Origin of the sequence: Pseudoalteromonas sp. SG44-8 (assembly GCF_014164125.1) — a bacterium.
Classification (GTDB): domain Bacteria; phylum Pseudomonadota; class Gammaproteobacteria; order Enterobacterales; family Alteromonadaceae; genus Pseudoalteromonas; species Pseudoalteromonas rhizosphaerae.
This window is the reverse complement of sequence record NZ_JACJEQ010000040.1, coordinates 1-19,663: the sequence shown is the minus strand read 5'-3', so window position 1 is coordinate 19,663 and position 19,663 is coordinate 1. Positions and strand designations below refer to the sequence as shown.

The following is a 19,663-nucleotide window of genomic DNA, read 5'->3' as shown; positions in this document are numbered from 1 at the left end:
AGGTGCTTACAAATTAAAAAAGAAGCAAAGGTTATTTAAAGCTTAGTCACGAATTTGATTTTTTGTGCAATAAAATTAAAAATTTATGTTAGAAAACAAAAAAGACGCCGGAGCGTCTTTTAAATTGGGCTTGCTCAGAACGAGCAATCAATTATGCGAAGTTAGCGTTCGCGAATTCCCAGTTAACAAGCGACCAGAATGCTTTTAAGTAGTCTGGACGAACGTTACGGAAATCAATGTAGTAAGCATGTTCCCACAGGTCCACAGTCAGGATCGGTGTTACACCGTCTTGAGTTAGTGGCGTTGCTGCGTTAGAAGTATTAACGATGTCTAAAGAACCATCAGCTAATTTAACTAACCATGTCCAGCTTGAACCAAAGTTGTTTACTGCTTTATCATCAAAAGCTGCTTGGAATGCTTCAAAAGAACCCCATTTAGCATTGATAGCATCTGCAACAGCGCCTGTTGCTTCGCCACCGCCATTTGGAGATAGGCTGTTCCAGTAAAAAGTATGGTTCCAGATCTGTGCTGCATTGTTAAATACGCCACCTTCAGAAGAACATACGATTTCTTCAAGTGATTTACCTTCAAATTCAGTACCTGGGATTAAACCGTTAAGTTTAGTCACATAAGTGTTGTGGTGCTTGCCGTGGTGAAACTCTAATGTTTCTTGTGAAATATGTGGCTCAAGTGCATTAATTGCATATGGTAGTGACGGTAGTTCAAATGCCATTTTTTATCTCCATCTTCTTTTGGTTGATAGTTCAAATAGTAATAGTTAATGCCTGTTCAAACAGGGTAGTTACCTATACCAAATGAGATTATAGTGTTACTATAATTGTTGAGTATTTTACTCAAGTTTTAGCAAACAGCAATGCCAAACAGCAGTGCAAATGCAAGACTATTTCGATTGCGGCTTTATTTGCCCACTTTAAGATACATATATGAGGCTTAATGAAAATTTTTCAAGCCTTAATATGTTCAGCTATCGTCACTTTTGAGGTTGTAGATGGAAACCATTGATAAAATTAAACAGCAGATTTCTGAAAATCCAATTATCCTTTATATGAAAGGATCGCCTAAATTACCAAATTGTGGTTTTTCTTCACAAGCATCTCAAGCATTAATGTCATGCGGTGAACCGTTTGCCTATGTTGATATTTTACTAAATCCTGATATCCGAGCTGAATTACCAGCATATGCCAATTGGCCAACATTTCCACAACTGTGGGTTGATGGCGAATTAATTGGTGGTTGTGACATTATCATTGAAATGTTTCAACGTGGTGAATTACAACCACTGATCACCGAAACAGCAGCTAAATATAAAGAAGCTGACGCTGAGTAACGTTTATCAGCAAATCAACAAAAAGCCGCTTAATTGCGGCTTTTTTGTGATTGTTTGTTAGGACCGTGGGGCAGAATGACATGAACACTAAGCCCACCGTGCTTACGATTGTGTAAGCTAATTTGACCATGATGCGCTTCGACTATTTCACGGCACAATGCTAACCCCAAACCACTACCAGCGACTTTAGTTGAATAAAATGGGATTAATGCATTGGCCATCACTTGCTCACTCATACCTTTACCTTGGTCGTTTACACTGATATGTGTGCCTTTAATATTCTGTGTAACAGTGACACTTATATGTTCGCTTGCAGAGCCTGATTCGTGAGCATTTTTTATTAAGTTGATCAGTAGCTGCTCGACTTGAGTCGGATCAGCCAGTGTATGCACGTCGTTACTTATATCGAGCATAAAACACCATTGATTTTGCAGTTGTGTGAGCAACACTTGCCAATTAATTGCGCTTGGCTGAGGAGTGGGCAGTTTGGCAAATTTGCCATAGCCTTGTACAAAGTCGTTTAAATGTTTGATGCGTTCAGAAATGGTAGCAAACACGCGGCTAAGTCTGGGTTCGTCTACTTTTTCACTGAGTAACTGGCCGCTGTGCAGCATTGACGACATGGGACCCAGAGAGTTATTAAGTTCGTGACTGATGATCCGAATGACCTTTTTCCACACCTCGACTTCTTGACGGCTAAGTTCGCGGGTGAGTTGTTTAAAGACATATAAGTAATGGTATTGATTGTTAAGTAATAACTTACCGGTTGATAAATGCCACGCTTGAGATTCTTGGTCTTCAGTATCTAGCGTAAATAAACCATCACTACCGCGCGTTAAAGCATTGTTTAACTGTGGATGAGCATTTTCAAGCAGGTGTGCAAACTGACTCCCTTCAAGCGCTGTTTTGGCATTAAAAAGGTCTCGGGCACTGTAGTTACTATAAACAATAAAGCCTTTATCATTTTTTAAAATAACGGCTTGGGGAGAGCTTTGTAGCACTTTATCAAGCATCAGCTCGCGCTGATAGATCCATTGTTTCTCTTGGCGTAATTGCTTTGCAGTTTGATTATACAATTGACACAAGCGGCCTAATTCATCGTTGCCGTTATAAGCTAGTAAGGTGGCTAATTCACCGTCTTTAAAATTAAGCAAACCAGTTTCAAGTGAGTGTATGCCTTGCACCAGAGTGCCGCTGAGCCGAAAAGATAAATAACTTGCCAGCAGCGATGTGAGCAGCGTTGTTATTAATAGTGAAGGCCAGCTTAAATGGGTTAACCAGCAGATGAGCCAAACAGGAATAAGTGCAGAGATGTTACATATCAGCACTATTTTACGAGTGAGAGACAGTGCAGGTTTATTTTTTTCCATTAGTAATCAATCTCAAATTTCTGCAAACGGCGGTACAGTGCTTGACGACTTAAACCAAACTGTCTGGCAACTTTTGCGATCACTCCTTGGTGCTGACGCATAGCTTGTTCTAGTTCTACTCTACTGGGTTCTTGTTTAGCAAAGTTAGTGTGCAGCGGTTGCGATTGTAGAGCAAAATCATCGAGGGTAATGTCGCCATTAGGTTTGAGTACGGCTGCGCGTTTACAGGCATTTTCTAGCTCACGAACGTTGCCGGGCCAATTGTGCGCGAGTAATCCTTGCTCTGTTGTAAGCGATAATTCGCGCTCGCCTAAGAAGTGTTTAGCAAGCGCTAAAATGTCATCTGGTCTTTGCGCTAAACTGGGTAAATTTAGCTCAATCACGTTGAGGCGATAATATAAGTCTTCTCTAAATCGACCTGCATGAATGGCCGCTTTTAAATCTTCATTGGTAGCTGAAATAACCCGAACATTTACTTTTTGTGTTTTTGTTGAACCGAGTCGTTCAAACTCACCAGTTTGTAACACGCGCAGTAGTTTCATTTGTCCTGATAATGGCAGGTTACCAATTTCATCTAAAAACAGCGTACCACCATCAGCGGCCTCAAAGCGACCAATTCGCTGTTTGGTGATGCCAGTATAAGCACCCGCTTCAGCGCCAAATAATTCGGCTTCAATTAAATCATGGGGCAGGGCTCCGGCATTGATGGTCAAAAACGGGGCATGGTTTAAGTGAGAATTGGCTTGAATAATTTGTGCAATGCGTTCTTTACCACTGCCATTTGCACCTGTTATTAGCACAGAGACATCTGACTTAGCGACTTGTATTGCCATATTGAGAATTTTTTCCATGGCGGTACTTTGATACACTAAACCAACTAGGTTGGCATCGGCTAAACTTGATGTTCGCTCTTGCTGGTGGCGCGCATACATTACATTTTGTTGTTTTGCTTGGCCAAGTTCGATTAAGTTATTAACACAGGTGAGGAGCTTGCTATCGTCCCATGGTTTAGGTAAGTAATCAGCGGCACCGGCTTTGACTAGCTCTATGGCGCTGGCCAGTTCAGTCCACGCGGTGATCAAAATAATCGGTAAGTGCGGGTTGAGAGCTCTTAGTTGATAAAACAACGCTTTACCTTCTTCGCCAGAGGTGGTGTCATTACTAAAATTCATATCTTGAATAACCAGCGCGATACGTTGGTATTGCACTATTTGTAAGGCTTCAAGCTGCGTTTTTGCAGTCACAACCTGATAGTCATGAATTTCTAACAGTAATGACAAGGCTTCTAATATGGCAGGGTTGTCATCGACAATAAGTATTTTTTCCATGTGAATTTAATCGCTGTTTTTGTTATCTTTATTTCAAAATGCTACACGGTATTAAACCAGTGTAGCATAGGTTGGGAGCTGCTTTATATTGTTCGCGTGGCGATACTCGGTGATATGTTGGCGGCACGTTTTGCAGGGCCAAACACGGCAAGTAAGCTCATAACAAACACCATAATGGCAGTGCCTGCGATATAGCTCGGCGGCAGTGCGGCAATTGAAAAGTGCTGCATTAATAATTGACCAAGTAACAGCGCCGCAATAATGCCAAGGAGCAACCCCACGCAGCAGATCATCGCATTTTCAACTAAAAAGTAGTTAATAATGGCTGATTTTCTGGCTCCTAATGCACGGCGAGTGCCTATTTGCTTGGTGCGTTTGCTGATATTAAATAAGGTTAAGCCAAAAATCCCCAATGCAGTTACCAGTACTAATATCGTGATGAGCACAATCAGCATACGCATCATCAATTTGTCTGCTGCAACATATTCGTCTTTAAGTTGATCTAAGCCATTGATATTGTTGATTACCCGTTTATTGTAATTATTTAGCATCGCGGTTTCGATTTGCTTCATTACAGCTGCACGTTGACCGGGCTTGGTTCTGACTGCAAATTGTGCGTAAGTTTTGCCTTGAATATAAGGGATCAGCGCAACATTATTTGGGTGACTATCTTTAAGCCAAGGGCTCTTCATATGATCTGCCACACCGATAATCGTTAAAGGCAAATCGCCAAAATAAATTGTTTTGCCGAGGCCATCACCTTCAGGAAAAAGTTCATCGAGTAAAGCTTGCGTGACAACAGTAACATTGGTAGTTCTCTCAGTAGGTGAATTAGTGATTGTTACTTCATCCTCTGTAAAGTTGCGCCCTGCAATTAGTTTTACACCATAAGTGTCTAAACCATGCTCATCAATGAAAATATAAGAACTACGGATACTTTTACTTTCTTGAGGAGCCGGTTTCAAATTAAAGCTTGATGCACTGCCACTACCGGATAGGGGAATACTGCTGCTTTGCGCTGCATTTACAACCCCAGGTAGTGCTCTTAACATCGCTTCGTCTAATTCAAACTGTTGACTTATATCGATATCTTTACCAAAGGTCATCACATTGAATTTAAAAATATCGTGTTCAGGATAGCCAGTGTCTTGATTTAAAAAAGCGACTCTATCTTGGATAATAAATGCCGCATTACTAACGATTGCGGTGGTTATGGCAATTTGAATTAAGAGTAATATTGCCCCGACTTTTGAGCGGCAAAGAGCATGAAATATAGGTTTGATCTCTAACATTAGTGTGCTCCTTATTGGCTTTTAAGATAAATAGCAGGGTTAGTACGGCAAACTAGCCATGCAGGATAAAGCCCGGCTACTATGCAGGTTGTAATAGCGATAACAGGTGCACTGAGTAACATAGTGATATCCATTGTGGCGATTGATGAATAGTAATCATAGCTTTGACGAACAGCCCACAAACCTAATTGCGCAAGTACGATACCGACTAGGCCGCCAAAACATCCAAGCATAGCCACTTCAACAAGGTGTTGTAAAAACACTTGTCGTTTACTGGCGCCTAGTGCTCGGCGCACACCTACCTCCGGTGCCCGACGCAAAAACTTAGCTAGCAATAAACCAAGAATATTGGCTAAACACACTGCTAAAAACATAAAACTTAAGCCGACCAATATTTTATTGTCTTCACTAACGACATTGTTGTATTGCATCCATTGGTTAACATCACGTAGCTTATATTCGGGTTTTTCTCGGGCAAAGCGGCCGCGCTTTTTTTGCTCTTGAATGTAAGAATTAAGATAATTTTCGTAGTTTGCTTTTTGCTCCGCGTTATCTAGTTGCGCCCAAAATTGGATCCAAACTATTTCCGATTGCATTCTATCGGCGTAGCTATTGATATTCTCATGTTTCCAACCGTTGCTGTTGCCCCAACTAGTTAGCTCTTTGGTTTTGACTAAGCTAAATGGTAAAAATAATTCTTCAGGTTCATTAAATGCACCATTATTTAAATCATAATACTTAAGGTTAAGTGACCAGTCAGCGATCACACCAACAACTTCGTAGCTGTAATCATCTAAGTAGATCAATTGGCCAATTGAGTTGTTTCCTGCAAACAGTTTATCGTTGAGTTCTTTTGAAATCACCACCACAGGGGCGGCAGATTGCTCTTGTTGTTCACTCCATTCACCGCCGTAAATAAACGATACATTAAACATATTAAAAAAATCAGGCGTAGTCATCCGTGCATTACTGGTAAACGGCTTTACTTTGTCTGAGTCTAGATACACTGAGAATCCAGTGCGCATCATCGCGACCTTTTTTTCAGGAACAGGCGCATTCTGCAAATTGACTGCATCTTGATAAGTCAGTTGCATAGGAAGGTTATCCTCGGTCCACCACGTATGGCCTTCATCCATGGTTTGTAATTGCACAGTATAAAGTTGATTGCTTTTTTCGGGAATAGGATCCGCCGACATCATATGATAAACGCTTAAACTGGTCATGGTTACACCAATCCCAATAGCAATGGCTAGCACCATTAACATGCTTACCAGTGGTGTGCGCTTAAAACTACGCCAACTTAAATCGAGGTAATGTAATAGCATAAGTTACACTCCAGCCACATTTTTTAGGTTTTGCGCGCCTTGATACAAGGTAAAGTCGGCAAGTTGACCATCGACCACTTGAATATTACGAGGTGCTCTGCGGGCAAGTTCTGGGTCATGAGTCACCATAATGATGGTCGCGCCGTCACGGTTAATTTGCTCCAGCAACTCCATCACTTGACGTGCCATTAAGCTGTCTAGGTTACCTGTTGGTTCATCGGCTAATAAAAAGCGCGGCTCACCGGCAAGGGCGCGGGCAATCGCTACCCGTTGCTGTTGACCACCTGATAACTGCTGCGGTAAATGTTTAGCGCGTGAAGCTAGGCCTACTTGTTCTAAGCACTGTTCAATACGACGTTTACGCTCGCTTGCTTTAATACCTCGGTAGCGCAGTGGCACTTCAATGTTTTCATATAAATTTAAATCAGGGATCAGGTTGAAGCCTTGGAAAATAAAACCAATTTTTTGATTGCGACAATCCGCCCGTTGATTGTCGTTCAGTTTGCCAACATCAATACCATCGAGCAGATATTCACCACTGCTAAAAGGTTCTAACATGCCTGCGATATTTAAAAAGGTGGTTTTCCCGGAGCCACTAGGGCCAGTTACTGCAATAAACTCACCTTCATCTACGTGCAAATTAAAGTCGCGTAGTGCATGGGTTTGCACCATTTCTGTTTGATACAGTTTGCTAATATTGTTCATTTTAAGCATGAGTTGATCCTTGTAATATGTTTGTTCTTATCTCAGTAATAATGTTGGCGCTTGTTTAAAGTTATCGTAACTGGAGATGATCAGCTGATCGCCTGAGTTAACACCTTGTAGCAATTCTATTGCGTTGATGCTGCTTGCCCCGGTTGTGATATTTACCAGTTGTGCGGTGTCGCCGATAACTTTGTAAACCTGCGTACCACCTTGCTGCATAAACGCACCGCGTTTGATTTGTAGAACGTCATCACGATTTTCTAATAAAATGCGCGCTGTTAATCGCTGGTTTTGGCGAATGCCTTTTAGCTCTTCGTCAAAGCGTACTCGAGTAGTTACTTCACGATTGTTAACTTCCGGCGAAATTGCCGACAACACACCAGTCACTTTTTTTGCCCCGAGTGTGAGCTCAACTTCCATTCCTAAACCGAGTTCGTTGGCGTAACTTTCAGGTACTTGCAGTTGTGCTTCAAAATTACTTAAATCAACCAGCGTCATTAACGGCTGACTTTGGGTAACGGCTTCTTTTTGTTGTACAAGCAGGTTACCAACAATGCCGGTGACGCTGGCTTTAATAGTTAAGTTTCTGACTTGGCGATTTAAATCATCAACGATCAGTTGTTGGCGAGCGAGATCGCGCTCTGCAGCTTTGAGTTCAAATGCGAGTGTATCTTTAGCAAGTTCAACTTCTTGTTGAGCGTGTTTGTAAGAAAGCTTGGCACGGGCAAGATCATCAACTGCTTTTTCTAAATCAATTTGGCTGATCAAGTTTTTTTCGATAGAAAGCTTAGCACGGCGATTTTCCCTGTCTGCTGCATTGAGCTCTACTTGGGCGAGATCAAGCGTTTTGGTTAAGCTTAACTTTTGTCGGCGTGCTTCTAAGTGCTTACGTTGTAATTCACCATCAAGGCGGGCTAACACCGATTGTTGCTGTTTTAGTTCATTATTGAGTTCTGGGCTATCGACTAAAGCAATAATGTCATCTTTATTTACTTTATCACCGGCTTTAACTTGTAAATCCACATAGCCACGTTCTGGGCTATAAACCTTGGGAGCATTTGCAGCAACAATTTTACCGCTGGCGGCTACATCACGTACTAAACGACTAATATTAACGGTAGCAATCTGTAAAGAAGCCCGCTCAACAGAAATACTGCCTTGATTGTTACCCATAAATGCTTGTGCACATAAAGCAAGTACAGCAAGTGATAGCGCCAGTACTATTAATGGTTTTTTGTAACTACGTCTTTGCGTAATACTTACATCTTGTCCGCTGGTATCTTTTATCATGAGTGATCCTTAGCTATGTCTATTCTCGCAGTAAGTGATCATCAAGCTCACTACTAAGACAGTGATTGGTGAAACTAAAAATAAACTGAGAATAAACATAAGTTGTGTCCTGTAATTATCTTTTAATGTTTATTCGAATATCATGCCACTATTTAATGTCATGATTTTAATGAAATAATTATTTATTTTTAAATTATTTGGTGTCCGCGGACATAAATTGTGTCCGCTGCGGACACTTTACTATGGCGGCTAAGAAGCTGCCGCAGGCGTCAACAGGGTGAGCAAGCTAAAAACTTACTAACTAGCGTAAATTATGCAAAATGTGACTGTTGTGATGATAATTATGCATTAATTAGTGGCTTTAAATTTACCCATAAAAAGACACTGGAAAGAGTATTTACTCTAATGTGCACTGTGGTATCGACCTTGAACGACAGCAAAGAGATTCAATAAAAAAGAAAGCATTTATTTTCGCTACATAACTCAGTGAATATTTATTCATTTTTACTCTGGTTTACGTTAACGTAAACTGCAGGTTTGTAGAGCGGTTATTTTACAACTTGTTAAATATGACACCAGTGTCATAAAAAAATAACGGGTAAAATATCGCTAAATGTTAAAAATAGGCATGAAATAAAAAGATTGTGTTGTGGTGAGAAATATTCAAGAATGTGAATATGTATTCAAAGCGCTATTGACTCAATGTACAATTGGCGATAGTTTTGACTGTCTGCTAGCAAACCGTCGAGAAGGTCATTCATAGCTAGCTGTTGTAGCAAGGGGAGGGGTCTATGTTATACGACTCAAAATTAGAAAAAGATAATTGTGGCTTTGGCTTAATAGCCCAAGTTAATGGTCAGGCAAGTCATCGTTTAATTCGAACAGCGATCACTGGCTTAGACCGTATGGAACACCGTGGTGGTATTTCTGCCGATGGTAAAACAGGCGATGGCTGTGGCTTATTATTACAAAAGCCAGATAGCTTTTTTCGTGCTATTGCCGCTGAAAAAAATTGGCACTTGGGTAAAAATTATGCCGTTGGCATGATTTTCCTAAACTCAGATCCAGTACTTGCGCAAGCTGCAAAAGATATATTGAGTGAAGAACTCGAAAAAGAAACCCTCAATATTCAAGGTTGGCGAATTGTGCCAACAGATGAATCATGTTTAGGGCCAATTGCAATAAAGCAGTTACCTAAATTTGAACAGATTTTTGTTAATGCACCAGAAGGCTGGCGCCCAAAAGATTTAGAGCGTCGTTTATACGTTGCGCGCCGTCGTGCTGAAAAGCGTTTAAGCGAAGATGAAGGCTTTTACATTGCCAGCTTGTCAGGGTTAGTAACTATCTACAAAGGCTTAATGATGCCGGTGGATTTGCCTAACTTCTATTTAGATTTAGCCGATATCCGCATGACCAGCGCAATTTGTGTATTTCACCAACGTTTTTCAACTAATACACAACCGCGTTGGCCTTTGGCTCAGCCGTTCCGCTATTTAGCGCATAACGGTGAAATCAACACCATACAAGGTAACCGCCAGTGGGCTCGTGCTCGTTCATATAAGTTTGCATCGCCGCTTATTCCAGATTTGCAATCAGCAGCACCATTTGTCAATGAAACCGGCTCAGATTCATCAAGCCTAGATAATATGCTTGAGTTGTTTTTAGCTGGTGGCATGGATTTATTTCGTGCTATGCGAATGCTAGTACCACCTGCATGGCAGAAAAACCGTGCGATGGATGATGACTTACGTGCATTTTACGACTTTAACTCTATGCACATGGAACCATGGGATGGCCCAGCTGGTATTGTGATGTCTGATGGGCGTTTTGCTGCGTGTAACTTGGACCGTAATGGTCTGCGTCCTGCACGTTATGTGATCACTCAGGATGGCTTTATTACCCTAGCTTCTGAAGTGGGTATTTGGGATTACACTGCGGATGAAGTGGTTGAGAAAGGCCGCGTTGGCCCTGGTGAGCTGTTAGTTATTGATACTCAGTTAGGTAAAATTTGGCACTCAGACGAAATTGATCGCGACCTTAAATCTCGCCACCCATATAAAGCATGGCTTGAGGCCAATGTTAAGCGCTTAACGCCGTTTGAGCAGCTATCAGAGCAAGATGCGGGCAACCGTTCATTTGATGATGAAACATTACTGAAATATCAAAAAATGTTTGGTTACACCAATGAAGAACTTGATAGCGTTATTCGCGTAATGGGTGAAATTGGTCAAGAAGCAACCGGTTCTATGGGGGATGACACGCCATTTGCAGTGCTTTCTGAAGGTAACCGTTCATTGTTTGATTACTTCCGTCAAAAGTTTGCGCAAGTAACTAACCCGCCAATCGATCCACTGCGTGAAAACCATGTAATGTCGCTGGCGACCTGTATCGGTAGTGAGCAAAACGTGTTTAACGAGACCACCGGCCACGCTAAGCGTCTACAGTTTGATACTCCAATTCTAATGTATGCAGACATGCAACAATTATTGAGCGCTGATCAGGCTCATTACAGCTATTGCAAAATCGATATCACCTACAGCAAAGAAGAAGGCCTTGGTGATGCAGTAATCCGTATTTGTGACGAAGCGCAAGAAAAAGCAGCTGGTGGCTGTGTCATGTTGTTTTTGAGTGACCGTAATTTTGATGAGAATAAATTACCAATTCCTGCCGCTATGGCTGTTGGAGCGGTACAAAAGCGTTTAGTTGATAACAATTTACGTTGTGAATCAAATATCATCATTGAAACAGGTAGTGTCCGTGACGCGCATCAATTTGCGGTATTAATTGGTTTTGGTGCAACGGCAATTTACCCGTACTTAGCATATGAATCACTGGTTGCGATGAGCGACTCTAAAGTGATCAACAAGAGCTATTGCCAAGTTACGCTTGCTTATCGTAATGCAATCAACAAAGGCTTGTACAAGATCATGTCAAAAATGGGCATTAGTACCGTGGCATCGTATCGTTGTTCAATGTTGTTTGAAGCAGTTGGTTTGTCGGATGCAATTGTTGATACCTGTTTTAATGGTGTGGCAAGTCGCATTAAAGGCGCGTGTTTTACTGATTTTGATGATGACCAACGCAAGTTACATACTTTGGCATTCAGTAAACGTAAATTACTCAGCCATGGCGGCTTATTAAAGTATGTGCATGACGGCGAGTATCACGCGTACAACCCAGATGTTATTCAAACGCTACAAAAAGCGGTGCGCTCAGGCGAATATTCTGATTACAGCGTATACGCAGATCTTGTTAATAAGCGCCCAATTGCCACATTACGTGACATGCTTGCACTGAAACTGCCAGCAGAGGGGATCAGTATTGATGATGTTGAGCCAGCAACTGAGCTATATAAGCGTTTTGACTCGGCGGCAATGAGTATCGGTGCATTATCGCCAGAGGCGCATGAAGCGCTTGCAATTGCGATGAACCGCTTAGGTGGCTGTTCAAATTCAGGTGAAGGCGGCGAAGACAAACTACGCTATGGTACCGAGAAAAACTCTCGTATCAAGCAAGTTGCGTCAGGTCGTTTTGGGGTAACACCGCATTATTTACGCAGTGCTGACGTTATTCAAATTAAAGTAGCGCAAGGTGCAAAACCAGGTGAAGGCGGGCAATTGCCGGGCGAAAAAGTAACCCCGTATATTGCTAAGCTTCGTTACTCGGTACCGGGGGTGACCTTAATTTCGCCACCACCGCATCACGATATTTATTCGATTGAAGATTTAGCTCAGCTTATTTTCGATTTAAAACAAGTAAACCCTAAAGCGTTGATCTCAGTAAAACTAGTATCAGAGCCAGGTGTGGGCACAATCGCCACTGGTGTTGCTAAAGCATATGCTGATTTAATTACTATTTCAGGCTATGACGGCGGTACTGGCGCAAGCCCGCTAACGTCGGTTAAATATGCGGGTAGCCCGTGGGAGCTTGGTCTTGCTGAAACACAACAAGCGCTGGTTGAAAACGGTTTACGTCATCGTATTCGTTTGCAAACTGATGGTGGTTTAAAAACCGGCCTTGATATCATCAAAGCAGCTATTTTAGGTGCAGAGAGCTTTGGTTTTGGTACGGGTCCTATGGTTGCGCTTGGTTGTAAGTATCTGCGTATTTGCCACCTAAATAACTGTGCAACCGGTGTAGCAACGCAAGACGAAACATTGCGTCAAAAACATTTCCATGGCCTACCAGAAATGGCGATGAACTACTTTAAGTTTATTGCTCAAGAAGCCCGTGAAATTATGGCAAGCCTAGGGGTTGCCAAACTAACAGACTTAATCGGTCGTCTTGATTTACTCGAAGCGATTGAAGGTAAAACGGCAAAGCAGCAAAAAATTGACTTATCGTCAGTGATTGCACAGCCGAATAACCCAACTGGTGAAACCTTATACTGCAGCGCACCTAATACGTCACATTATTTAGGTAAGTTGAATGAAACCTTACTTGCTAAAGCTCAACAAGCAATTGATGAGAGCAGCGGTATTTCACTGGTCAGCCGTATTTGTAACACTGACCGTTCAGTGGGCGCGATGTTATCGGGTTATATAGCCGATAAGCATGGCAATCAAGGCATGGCAGCTGATCCTGTCTCGATTGAGTTACACGGAACCGCTGGTCAATCATTTGGTGTATGGAATGCTGGTGGCCTAGAAATGACCTTAGTCGGCGATGCTAACGATTACGTAGGCAAAGGCATGGCGGGCGGTAAGCTGGTTATTCGCCCACCACTGGGTTCGTCATTTGAAAGTCACAAAGCGACCATCGCAGGTAATACCTGTTTATATGGTGCAACGGGTGGCAAGCTGTTTGCTGCAGGTTGTGCGGGAGAGCGTTTTGCGGTTCGTAACTCAGGCGTGCAAGCGGTTGTTGAAGGCGTAGGTGATAATGGCTGTGAGTACATGACCGGTGGCGTAGTTTGCGTGTTGGGCAATGTAGGCGTGAACTTTGGTGCAGGTATGACCGGTGGCTTTGCCTATATTTTGGATGAGCGTAATGACTTTGAAAAACGCATTAATCCAGAGCTAGTCGAAGTGGTGCTGTTAGATGAGCTAGCGTCACACCAAGAGCATTTGCGTGGTCTAATTGCTGAGCATTTAGAACTAACAGGCTCAAGCCGTGCAGAAACTATTTTAGCCAGTTTTGAAACGTATTTACCAAAATTCAAACTAGTTAAGCCAAAATCAAGTGATGTGAAAAGTTTACTCGGGCATCGCGCTCGTAGTAGTGCTGAACTTCGTGTTCAAGCACAGTAAGGGGGTAGTATGAGCGAGAATGTATATCAATTTATAGACGTGCAGCGGGTTGATCCCCGCAAAAAGCCAATTTCGTCACGTAAAAAATCATTTGTTGAAATTTACGAACCCTTTTCAGAGAAGCAAGTAAACTCACAAGCGGACCGCTGCCTAGATTGTGGTAACCCGTATTGTGAATGGAAATGCCCAGTGCATAACTATATCCCACAGTGGTTAAAGTTAATTCGTACTGGCCGTATTCTTGAAGCTGCGGAGCTATCACACCGCACAAATAGTTTACCAGAAGTGTGTGGCCGGGTGTGCCCGCAAGATCGTTTGTGTGAAGGTTCATGTACATTAGACGAAGAGTTTGGTGCAGTAACAATCGGTAATATTGAAAAATATATTACTGATACTGCATTTAAAATGGGCTGGAAGCCTGATATGTCGTACGTGGTATGGACCGATAAAAAAGTAGCTATCATCGGTGCTGGCCCTGCAGGCCTAGGTTGCGCTGATATTCTAGTGCGTAATGGTGTAAAACCAGTGGTATTTGACCGTCATCCAGAAATTGGTGGCTTGCTTACTTTTGGTATTCCATCGTTCAAACTTGAAAAACAAGTCATGCAAAAACGTCGTGAAATTTTCACCGAAATGGGGGTTGAGTTTAAACTTAACACTGAAGTCGGTGTTGATATCACTATGGATGAAATATTGGCCGAATACGACGCAGTATTTTTGGGAGTGGGGACTTATCAAAGCATGCGTGCTGGCCTTGAAAACGAAGATGCACCAGGTGTACATGATGCATTACCGTTCTTAATTGGTAATACCAACCGCGTAATGGGCTATGATGAGTCTAACCAAGCTTATCTTGATATGGCTAACCAAAAGGTTGTGGTACTTGGTGGTGGTGATACCGCGATGGACTGTGTACGTACTTCAATTCGTCAAGGTGCGGAAAAAGTAATCTGTGCTTATCGTCGTGATGAAGAAAACATGCCAGGTTCAAGACGTGAAGTGAAAAACGCCAAAGAAGAGGGCGTTGAATTTACTTTTAACGTGCAACCAACCGGTATCGTACTAAACGACAACGGCCATGTTGCAGGCGTACAAATGGTGAAAACCCAAATGGGTGAACCAGATGAAAAAGGCCGAAGCAGAGCTGAAGTGATCCCGGGTTCTGAGCATGTGATTGAAGCCGACCAAGTACTCATGGCGTTTGGTTTCAAACCACACAAAATGGATTGGTTAGAAAAGTACGATGTAGAAATAAACCACTGGGGCGGCATTAACGCACCAGAACAAGGTGAATTTACCCATCAAACAACTAACCCTAAAATCTTTGCTGGCGGCGATATAGTGCGCGGCTCAGATTTAGTAGTCACAGCAATCTTCGAAGGGCGTAACGCCGCCGAAGGGATCATGGACTACTTGAAAGTGTAAGACTTTTACGGGTCAAAGAGTAAAGAGCAAGCCGATTGGCTTGCTTTTTTTATGGCTTGGATAGTAGAGTTTTAAGCGCTAAGTCGTAAAATTTAAGCCATAAGCTTTAAGTTTGCGCGGTGTTAAATTAAGCAACGTAGAGGGGATAACTAAACCCAACGAAAAAATAGCCTATCAGTCTGCATCAAGGCTTTGCATTATCGGTTTTGTTAAATGTGCTATGAGCAGCCGTTGATAACCTTAGCCTATTTTTCATAATTCTAATTTAACAAGTGCTTCTTGCTCACCTTGATATAAATACACTGGGACGATTTCATGTTTCCCATTGTTTTCTCTAAGCTGAAAGTAATTTTCAGTACACTCATAAGAGTACGAGTTGTTTTCCCGGGGTATGATTTTTATTTTATTCTCACCTTCATATTGAGAGTAAAGTGTACCTTTTTCAAACGAGATTTTTAAAATTTTCGAATCGGAAGAACGATAACTTCCAACTAAAGATGCAGCTATAGCCTTTGCTTTTTGACTATTTACTGGCTTAGGGGATAAATTTAATTGTAGTGCTATCATGTCTAATAAAGCGGGACCAGGGTGTTTTGTGTCGATGTTGGTTAACGCTGTAGCGGTTAAATCTTCATTTGGGAAATAGACATGCCAAGCAAAAAATCCGGGAACCTGACCTTGGTGGCTAAAGCTATCTAATCCACTTATTTTGTATATATCTAAGCCATATCCATAATTCACATGCGCATTATTATTTAATAATGCCTTGGAGGTCATTAGTTTATAGCTTTCTTTTGAAATTATATGCCCTGACTTTAATGCATTCTGCCAAAGGTGCATATCAGCAAGTGTAGAAGCAATAGCGCCCGCAGAATAGATCCAACTACGATCAACATTCCATCGCCTTTCAGTTGAATCTTCCGGATTAATATACTTTTTAGGCTCATTACGACTAGTAGTGTAGCCGTTTATTTCCCCAGCAGATGTACCTTTAGTAATAACAAAAGTATTATCCATTTTCAGAGGTTTAAAAAATGTGTTTGACATGAACAGGTCATATGGAGTACCAGAAGCAATTTCAATGACTTTTCCCAGAAAGACGTAACCCAAGTTTGAATAACTATATTTTTTACCAGGCTCTGAGTTAAGAGGTTGTTTACTTATACTTTGTATAACTTGATCAATAGAAGCATATTTATCATAAATTTTACTTACTGAAGGGTCCCCTAAGTAATCTGGTAGACCAGAAGTATGGCTTAAAATTCTATCAATCGTTAAATACCTAAATTCAGGGTTAATATCAGGAATAAATTTCGCTAATGTATCTTGTAACGATAGTTTTTTTTCTTCCGATAGTTTCAAGATTGCTGCAGCAGTAAATGTTTTCGTTACAGAACCTATTTGAAATATATCATCTACATTGAGAGGTCTCTCAGTGTCAATATTTGCCAAACCAACCGCACCACTATAAATATGTTTACCTGACTGTTCTAACCTAACAACCATGCCAGGGGCTTTTGAAGAGTTATGGCACTGCATTAATTCAGTAAAGTTGTGTTGTTGTGCAACAGCTTTTATTCCATACATTCCTACACAAAGACAAAAAAATATATTTTTTCCCATAAACTATGTTCCCTTAATCATATAACAAACCTGTAAATAAAAAATACACAAAGATTACAGATGTAATCAATACTGTCGCATAGATAACAGTTGTTTGCAATTTAATAAAGCACACTAATATTATTCAATAACTTATTTCATATTTTAATGAAGTAATATTTGCTCATAATGGCCAAGTGAATGTAATAGCTTTATCAGAGGTCATTTTTTATCTTAACGTGGTAGCGTTCTTATTTTAGTATTTTCTATTAATAGTAAAATGGTAAGTTATTGCTAATTATAAGTATTATTAGAAGGGGAGTTTGTTTTTATATAAAAACTAGAAAAGTTGCTTATATAAAAACTAGAAAAGTTTCTTATATATTACTTAGATGATACGAGTTAAATAAACTAGCCACTCAATGTCTACTTTATTGGGGCCAGATCAGCTCGCTGTTGACTATCAGCTGAGTGCCATAAGGAGTCACTCATACAAAAGAGACAGACCCGATCCTATTATCCTTAATATTAAATGAGCAACGAACTAACTTATTAAAAAATTTAGCTAATCCCTAGAATTTCTATATCTAATGTTTATCTATTATTATTTGCTTACGACTTTTCGTATCTATTTTCACAAATCCACCAATAGGAAAGCAAATATGGGGTGTTGTATGTCCAAAGTTTAAATTGTAAAGCACTGGAATTGATGCTAACTCTTGTTTGGATTGTATAATTTTTTTAAGCAAGGTCTCTGATACTTCTGACTTTAATTGAAATTTTCCAATGACAATGCCTTTAACGCTATCGAAATTTTTTTGATGAATTAACGATTGCAGATCTCTGTCAAAATTTGAAGGAGATGTTAACTCGTCATCTTCAAGAAACAATACAGCATTCGTTAAGTCAGGCATAAACTCAGTTCCTTGAAGCAAATTTAAAGTACAAAGGTTGCCTCCAACTATTTTCCCCTCAGCTTCACCATGATTTAAGACTTCTATGCCATTATCTTTATAAAAGTTTCTTTTTTCCTGATCTAAATACCATGCATCATCACTCCATTGTTCGGAGTTTATAACTTCATAAGGATCACTTGAGAATAAACACTTTTTAATATAATTTATTGAGAAATCAATCCCCTTAAGCATCCCCAAAGTTGAATATGCAGGCCCAGAGTATGTTACTAGCCCTGTTTTGTGGAATAATGCATTTGATAAAGCTGTAGTATCAGAGTATCCACATATAATTTTTGGATTTCTTTTAACAATATTATAGTCAATATATTTTAGTAATTGATTTACATTATCGCCCCCAATGACAGTAAAGATAGCTTTTACTTTTTTATCTAAAAATGCTTCATGTAAGTCTTCAATTCTTTCTTCTATAGATGAAGACGAAAAATCATCTATAGACTCACAATTCTTTGAAAATGACAATTTGAGGCCAAGCTCTTCAAACCTAGTGTTTGCTATTTCTCGCGTCTTTTTATCAATAATTGACAAACTTCTAGAAGGCGCAATTATCCTAACCTCATCATTCACTTTTAGCTTATTGGGGATTATCAATTTGTTCTCCTACCGGATACTTGAAACAGCATGTACATCAAAATAGATCGAACTTCGCAAAAGTGCCAACAGCGGACAGTCGTAACCATAGTCACTTGTTATAACTCAATATCGTTGATGTATGAATTTCTTAGCCTTTTTTCATAGTTCTTTAAACTTTCTGAAAACTTGAACTCTACATAGCCACTGTTGATATTTTTAATATATATTTCAGTGCCGCCTGCTTTCAAAGTTTCAATAGCCAACTTATGAAGCCCACAAAAAATTGCCCACACCATTAAGTCGTTAAACTCATTTAGTGAAGTAACTCTTTCTTGAGCCAAGTCCCACTCTGAGCTTAGCTGGGGAAAGTAACCACCAGTTTCGCTTAATGTGCCATCAGCAATGTTAATTTTTGAAGCCCAAATGAGCTTAGTTTCTTTAAATATGCGGCTAAATTTCATTTTGAGTTATAACGCGTCCCAATGAGCGAAGCGAATGAATATAATGTGTTTGTTATATTTTTACTCAAAATCAACCTCCAGTGTTACATACATGCCACACCCAGTACCGTAGCTAAAACTTAAAAAATGCTGCTGAGAGTTTTTATGGTCTGTAACGAACCATACTTTACTAACGCCATCATCTTCGTATGTGTTTAATTCGGCGAAAAAGGTTGGTTGCTCAAGATTGCTTACGAATAGTGAGACTGAATCAAAGAGTTGACCATCAATACTTTTTGGTAGCTCTGCAATTACGTCGTATGCGCCGCTGTTTAGTTTAGTTTCTACCTTGAAAAGATTACCGTATTTTCTATTCCATTCTTCAGCTTGCGCTTCTGTATGAAAGCAAGCTGTTGAATTAGCAAAACAACTAAAAAAACACAATGCAAAGATAGCTCTCAATGTTCAATTCCTAGAAAAATATAACGCCGTGTTCAACGGCAGTTTGTAAGTCGTGGTTTTGTGGATTACTTTTGCGCAGCAAAACCACAAAACTGCGACTTACAAACTGTCCAGCGCACGCAGTGCGCGGGTTGCAACACTTTGTGTACGCCCGGCATGGGCATTGACTTATGAGGTGAAAGTCCTCTGTAGGAAGATCACCGTTTAAATAACATACTGTTATTAAACGATAACTACTAGCGAATGGCAAGGGCTAAATCGCGAGAGATAGTCTGGAGGA

The 19,663-nt window shown here is 40.7% G+C and carries 14 protein-coding genes; 3 read left to right on the top strand and 11 right to left on the bottom strand.

Annotation, left to right across the window (positions count from 1 at the left end):
• Window positions 1–151 precede the first annotated feature (151 nt).
• A complete protein-coding gene (locus H5163_RS19540; protein ID WP_145242146.1) occupies window positions 152–733 on the bottom strand; it encodes a superoxide dismutase in 582 nt (193 codons plus the stop codon).
• A gap of 276 nt (window positions 734–1,009) precedes the next feature.
• On the opposite strand from H5163_RS19540, the gene H5163_RS19535 reads away from it, so the two are divergent.
• Complete coding sequence (locus tag H5163_RS19535) at window positions 1,010–1,348, top strand: Grx4 family monothiol glutaredoxin (protein WP_064665960.1); 339 nt, start codon at window positions 1,010–1,012, stop codon at window positions 1,346–1,348.
• Window positions 1,349–1,377: 29 nt separating this feature from the next.
• On the opposite strand, the gene H5163_RS19530 is transcribed toward H5163_RS19535, so the two are convergent.
• The 6 genes from H5163_RS19530 to H5163_RS19505 all read right to left on the bottom strand — a co-directional run bounded on the left by H5163_RS19530 (window position 1,378) and on the right by H5163_RS19505 (window position 8,658).
• Window positions 1,378–2,718, bottom strand: a complete 1,341-nt coding sequence (locus H5163_RS19530) for a PAS domain-containing sensor histidine kinase (RefSeq protein ID WP_145242144.1) — start codon at window positions 2,716–2,718, stop codon at window positions 1,378–1,380.
• Window positions 2,718–4,046, bottom strand: a complete 1,329-nt coding sequence (locus H5163_RS19525; protein ID WP_145242142.1) for a sigma-54 dependent transcriptional regulator — start codon at window positions 4,044–4,046, stop codon at window positions 2,718–2,720. The genes H5163_RS19530 and H5163_RS19525 overlap by 1 nt, the downstream gene beginning before the upstream one ends.
• An 83-nt stretch (window positions 4,047–4,129) precedes the next feature.
• Window positions 4,130–5,338 (bottom strand): ABC transporter permease, encoded by a 1,209-nt coding sequence (locus tag H5163_RS19520; RefSeq protein ID WP_182719481.1) that lies wholly within the window; start codon window positions 5,336–5,338, stop codon window positions 4,130–4,132.
• Window positions 5,339–5,349: 11 nt separating this feature from the next.
• Window positions 5,350–6,663: an ABC transporter permease gene (locus H5163_RS19515; RefSeq protein ID WP_182735780.1), complete on the bottom strand. Its 1,314-nt coding sequence runs from the start codon at window positions 6,661–6,663 to the stop codon at window positions 5,350–5,352.
• Between the two features lie 3 nt (window positions 6,664–6,666).
• Window positions 6,667–7,377, bottom strand: coding sequence for an ABC transporter ATP-binding protein (locus tag H5163_RS19510; protein ID WP_182731947.1), 711 nt, complete (start codon window positions 7,375–7,377; stop codon window positions 6,667–6,669).
• A 27-nt stretch (window positions 7,378–7,404) separates the two neighbouring features.
• Complete coding sequence (locus tag H5163_RS19505; RefSeq protein WP_182735779.1) at window positions 7,405–8,658, bottom strand: efflux RND transporter periplasmic adaptor subunit; 1,254 nt, start codon at window positions 8,656–8,658, stop codon at window positions 7,405–7,407.
• Window positions 8,659–9,449: 791 nt separating this feature from the next.
• Between H5163_RS19505 and gltB the strand changes: the two genes are divergently transcribed.
• Complete coding sequence (gene gltB, locus H5163_RS19500) at window positions 9,450–13,907, top strand: glutamate synthase large subunit (protein WP_182735778.1); 4,458 nt, start codon at window positions 9,450–9,452, stop codon at window positions 13,905–13,907.
• 9 nt (window positions 13,908–13,916) lie between these two features.
• Window positions 13,917–15,332 (top strand): FAD-dependent oxidoreductase, encoded by a 1,416-nt coding sequence (locus H5163_RS19495; protein WP_182735777.1) that lies wholly within the window; start codon window positions 13,917–13,919, stop codon window positions 15,330–15,332.
• A 252-nt stretch (window positions 15,333–15,584) separates the two neighbouring features.
• Here the strand turns inward: H5163_RS19495 and H5163_RS19490 are convergent, their stop codons facing one another.
• The 4 genes from H5163_RS19490 to H5163_RS19475 form a co-directional block, all read right to left on the bottom strand.
• Window positions 15,585–16,955, bottom strand: coding sequence for a serine hydrolase (locus H5163_RS19490; RefSeq protein WP_182735776.1), 1,371 nt, complete (start codon window positions 16,953–16,955; stop codon window positions 15,585–15,587).
• Between the two features lie 566 nt (window positions 16,956–17,521).
• Window positions 17,522–18,499, bottom strand: coding sequence for a S66 peptidase family protein (locus H5163_RS19485; protein ID WP_220494608.1), 978 nt, complete (start codon window positions 18,497–18,499; stop codon window positions 17,522–17,524).
• Between the two features lie 98 nt (window positions 18,500–18,597).
• Window positions 18,598–18,942, bottom strand: coding sequence for a hypothetical protein (locus H5163_RS19480; RefSeq protein ID WP_182735775.1), 345 nt, complete (start codon window positions 18,940–18,942; stop codon window positions 18,598–18,600).
• Between the two features lie 60 nt (window positions 18,943–19,002).
• The gene (locus H5163_RS19475; protein ID WP_182735774.1) at window positions 19,003–19,383 is read right to left on the bottom strand and encodes a hypothetical protein; all 381 of its coding nucleotides are present in this window, start codon (window positions 19,381–19,383) and stop codon (window positions 19,003–19,005) included.
• Window positions 19,384–19,663 lie beyond the last annotated feature (280 nt).

Coding starts and splice junctions, on each gene's coding strand:
- H5163_RS19540 (WP_145242146.1), bottom strand. CDS start 733: ATGGCATTTGAACTACCGTCACTACCATATGCAATTAATGCACTTGAG.
- H5163_RS19535 (WP_064665960.1), top strand. CDS start 1,010: ATGGAAACCATTGATAAAATTAAACAGCAGATTTCTGAAAATCCAATT.
- H5163_RS19530 (WP_145242144.1), bottom strand. CDS start 2,718: ATGGAAAAAAATAAACCTGCACTGTCTCTCACTCGTAAAATAGTGCTG.
- H5163_RS19525 (WP_145242142.1), bottom strand. CDS start 4,046: ATGGAAAAAATACTTATTGTCGATGACAACCCTGCCATATTAGAAGCC.
- H5163_RS19520 (WP_182719481.1), bottom strand. CDS start 5,338: ATGTTAGAGATCAAACCTATATTTCATGCTCTTTGCCGCTCAAAAGTC.
- H5163_RS19515 (WP_182735780.1), bottom strand. CDS start 6,663: ATGCTATTACATTACCTCGATTTAAGTTGGCGTAGTTTTAAGCGCACA.
- H5163_RS19510 (WP_182731947.1), bottom strand. CDS start 7,377: ATGCTTAAAATGAACAATATTAGCAAACTGTATCAAACAGAAATGGTG.
- H5163_RS19505 (WP_182735779.1), bottom strand. CDS start 8,658: ATGATAAAAGATACCAGCGGACAAGATGTAAGTATTACGCAAAGACGT.
- gltB (WP_182735778.1), top strand. CDS start 9,450: ATGTTATACGACTCAAAATTAGAAAAAGATAATTGTGGCTTTGGCTTA.
- H5163_RS19495 (WP_182735777.1), top strand. CDS start 13,917: ATGAGCGAGAATGTATATCAATTTATAGACGTGCAGCGGGTTGATCCC.
- H5163_RS19490 (WP_182735776.1), bottom strand. CDS start 16,955: ATGGGAAAAAATATATTTTTTTGTCTTTGTGTAGGAATGTATGGAATA.
- H5163_RS19480 (WP_182735775.1), bottom strand. CDS start 18,942: ATGAAATTTAGCCGCATATTTAAAGAAACTAAGCTCATTTGGGCTTCA.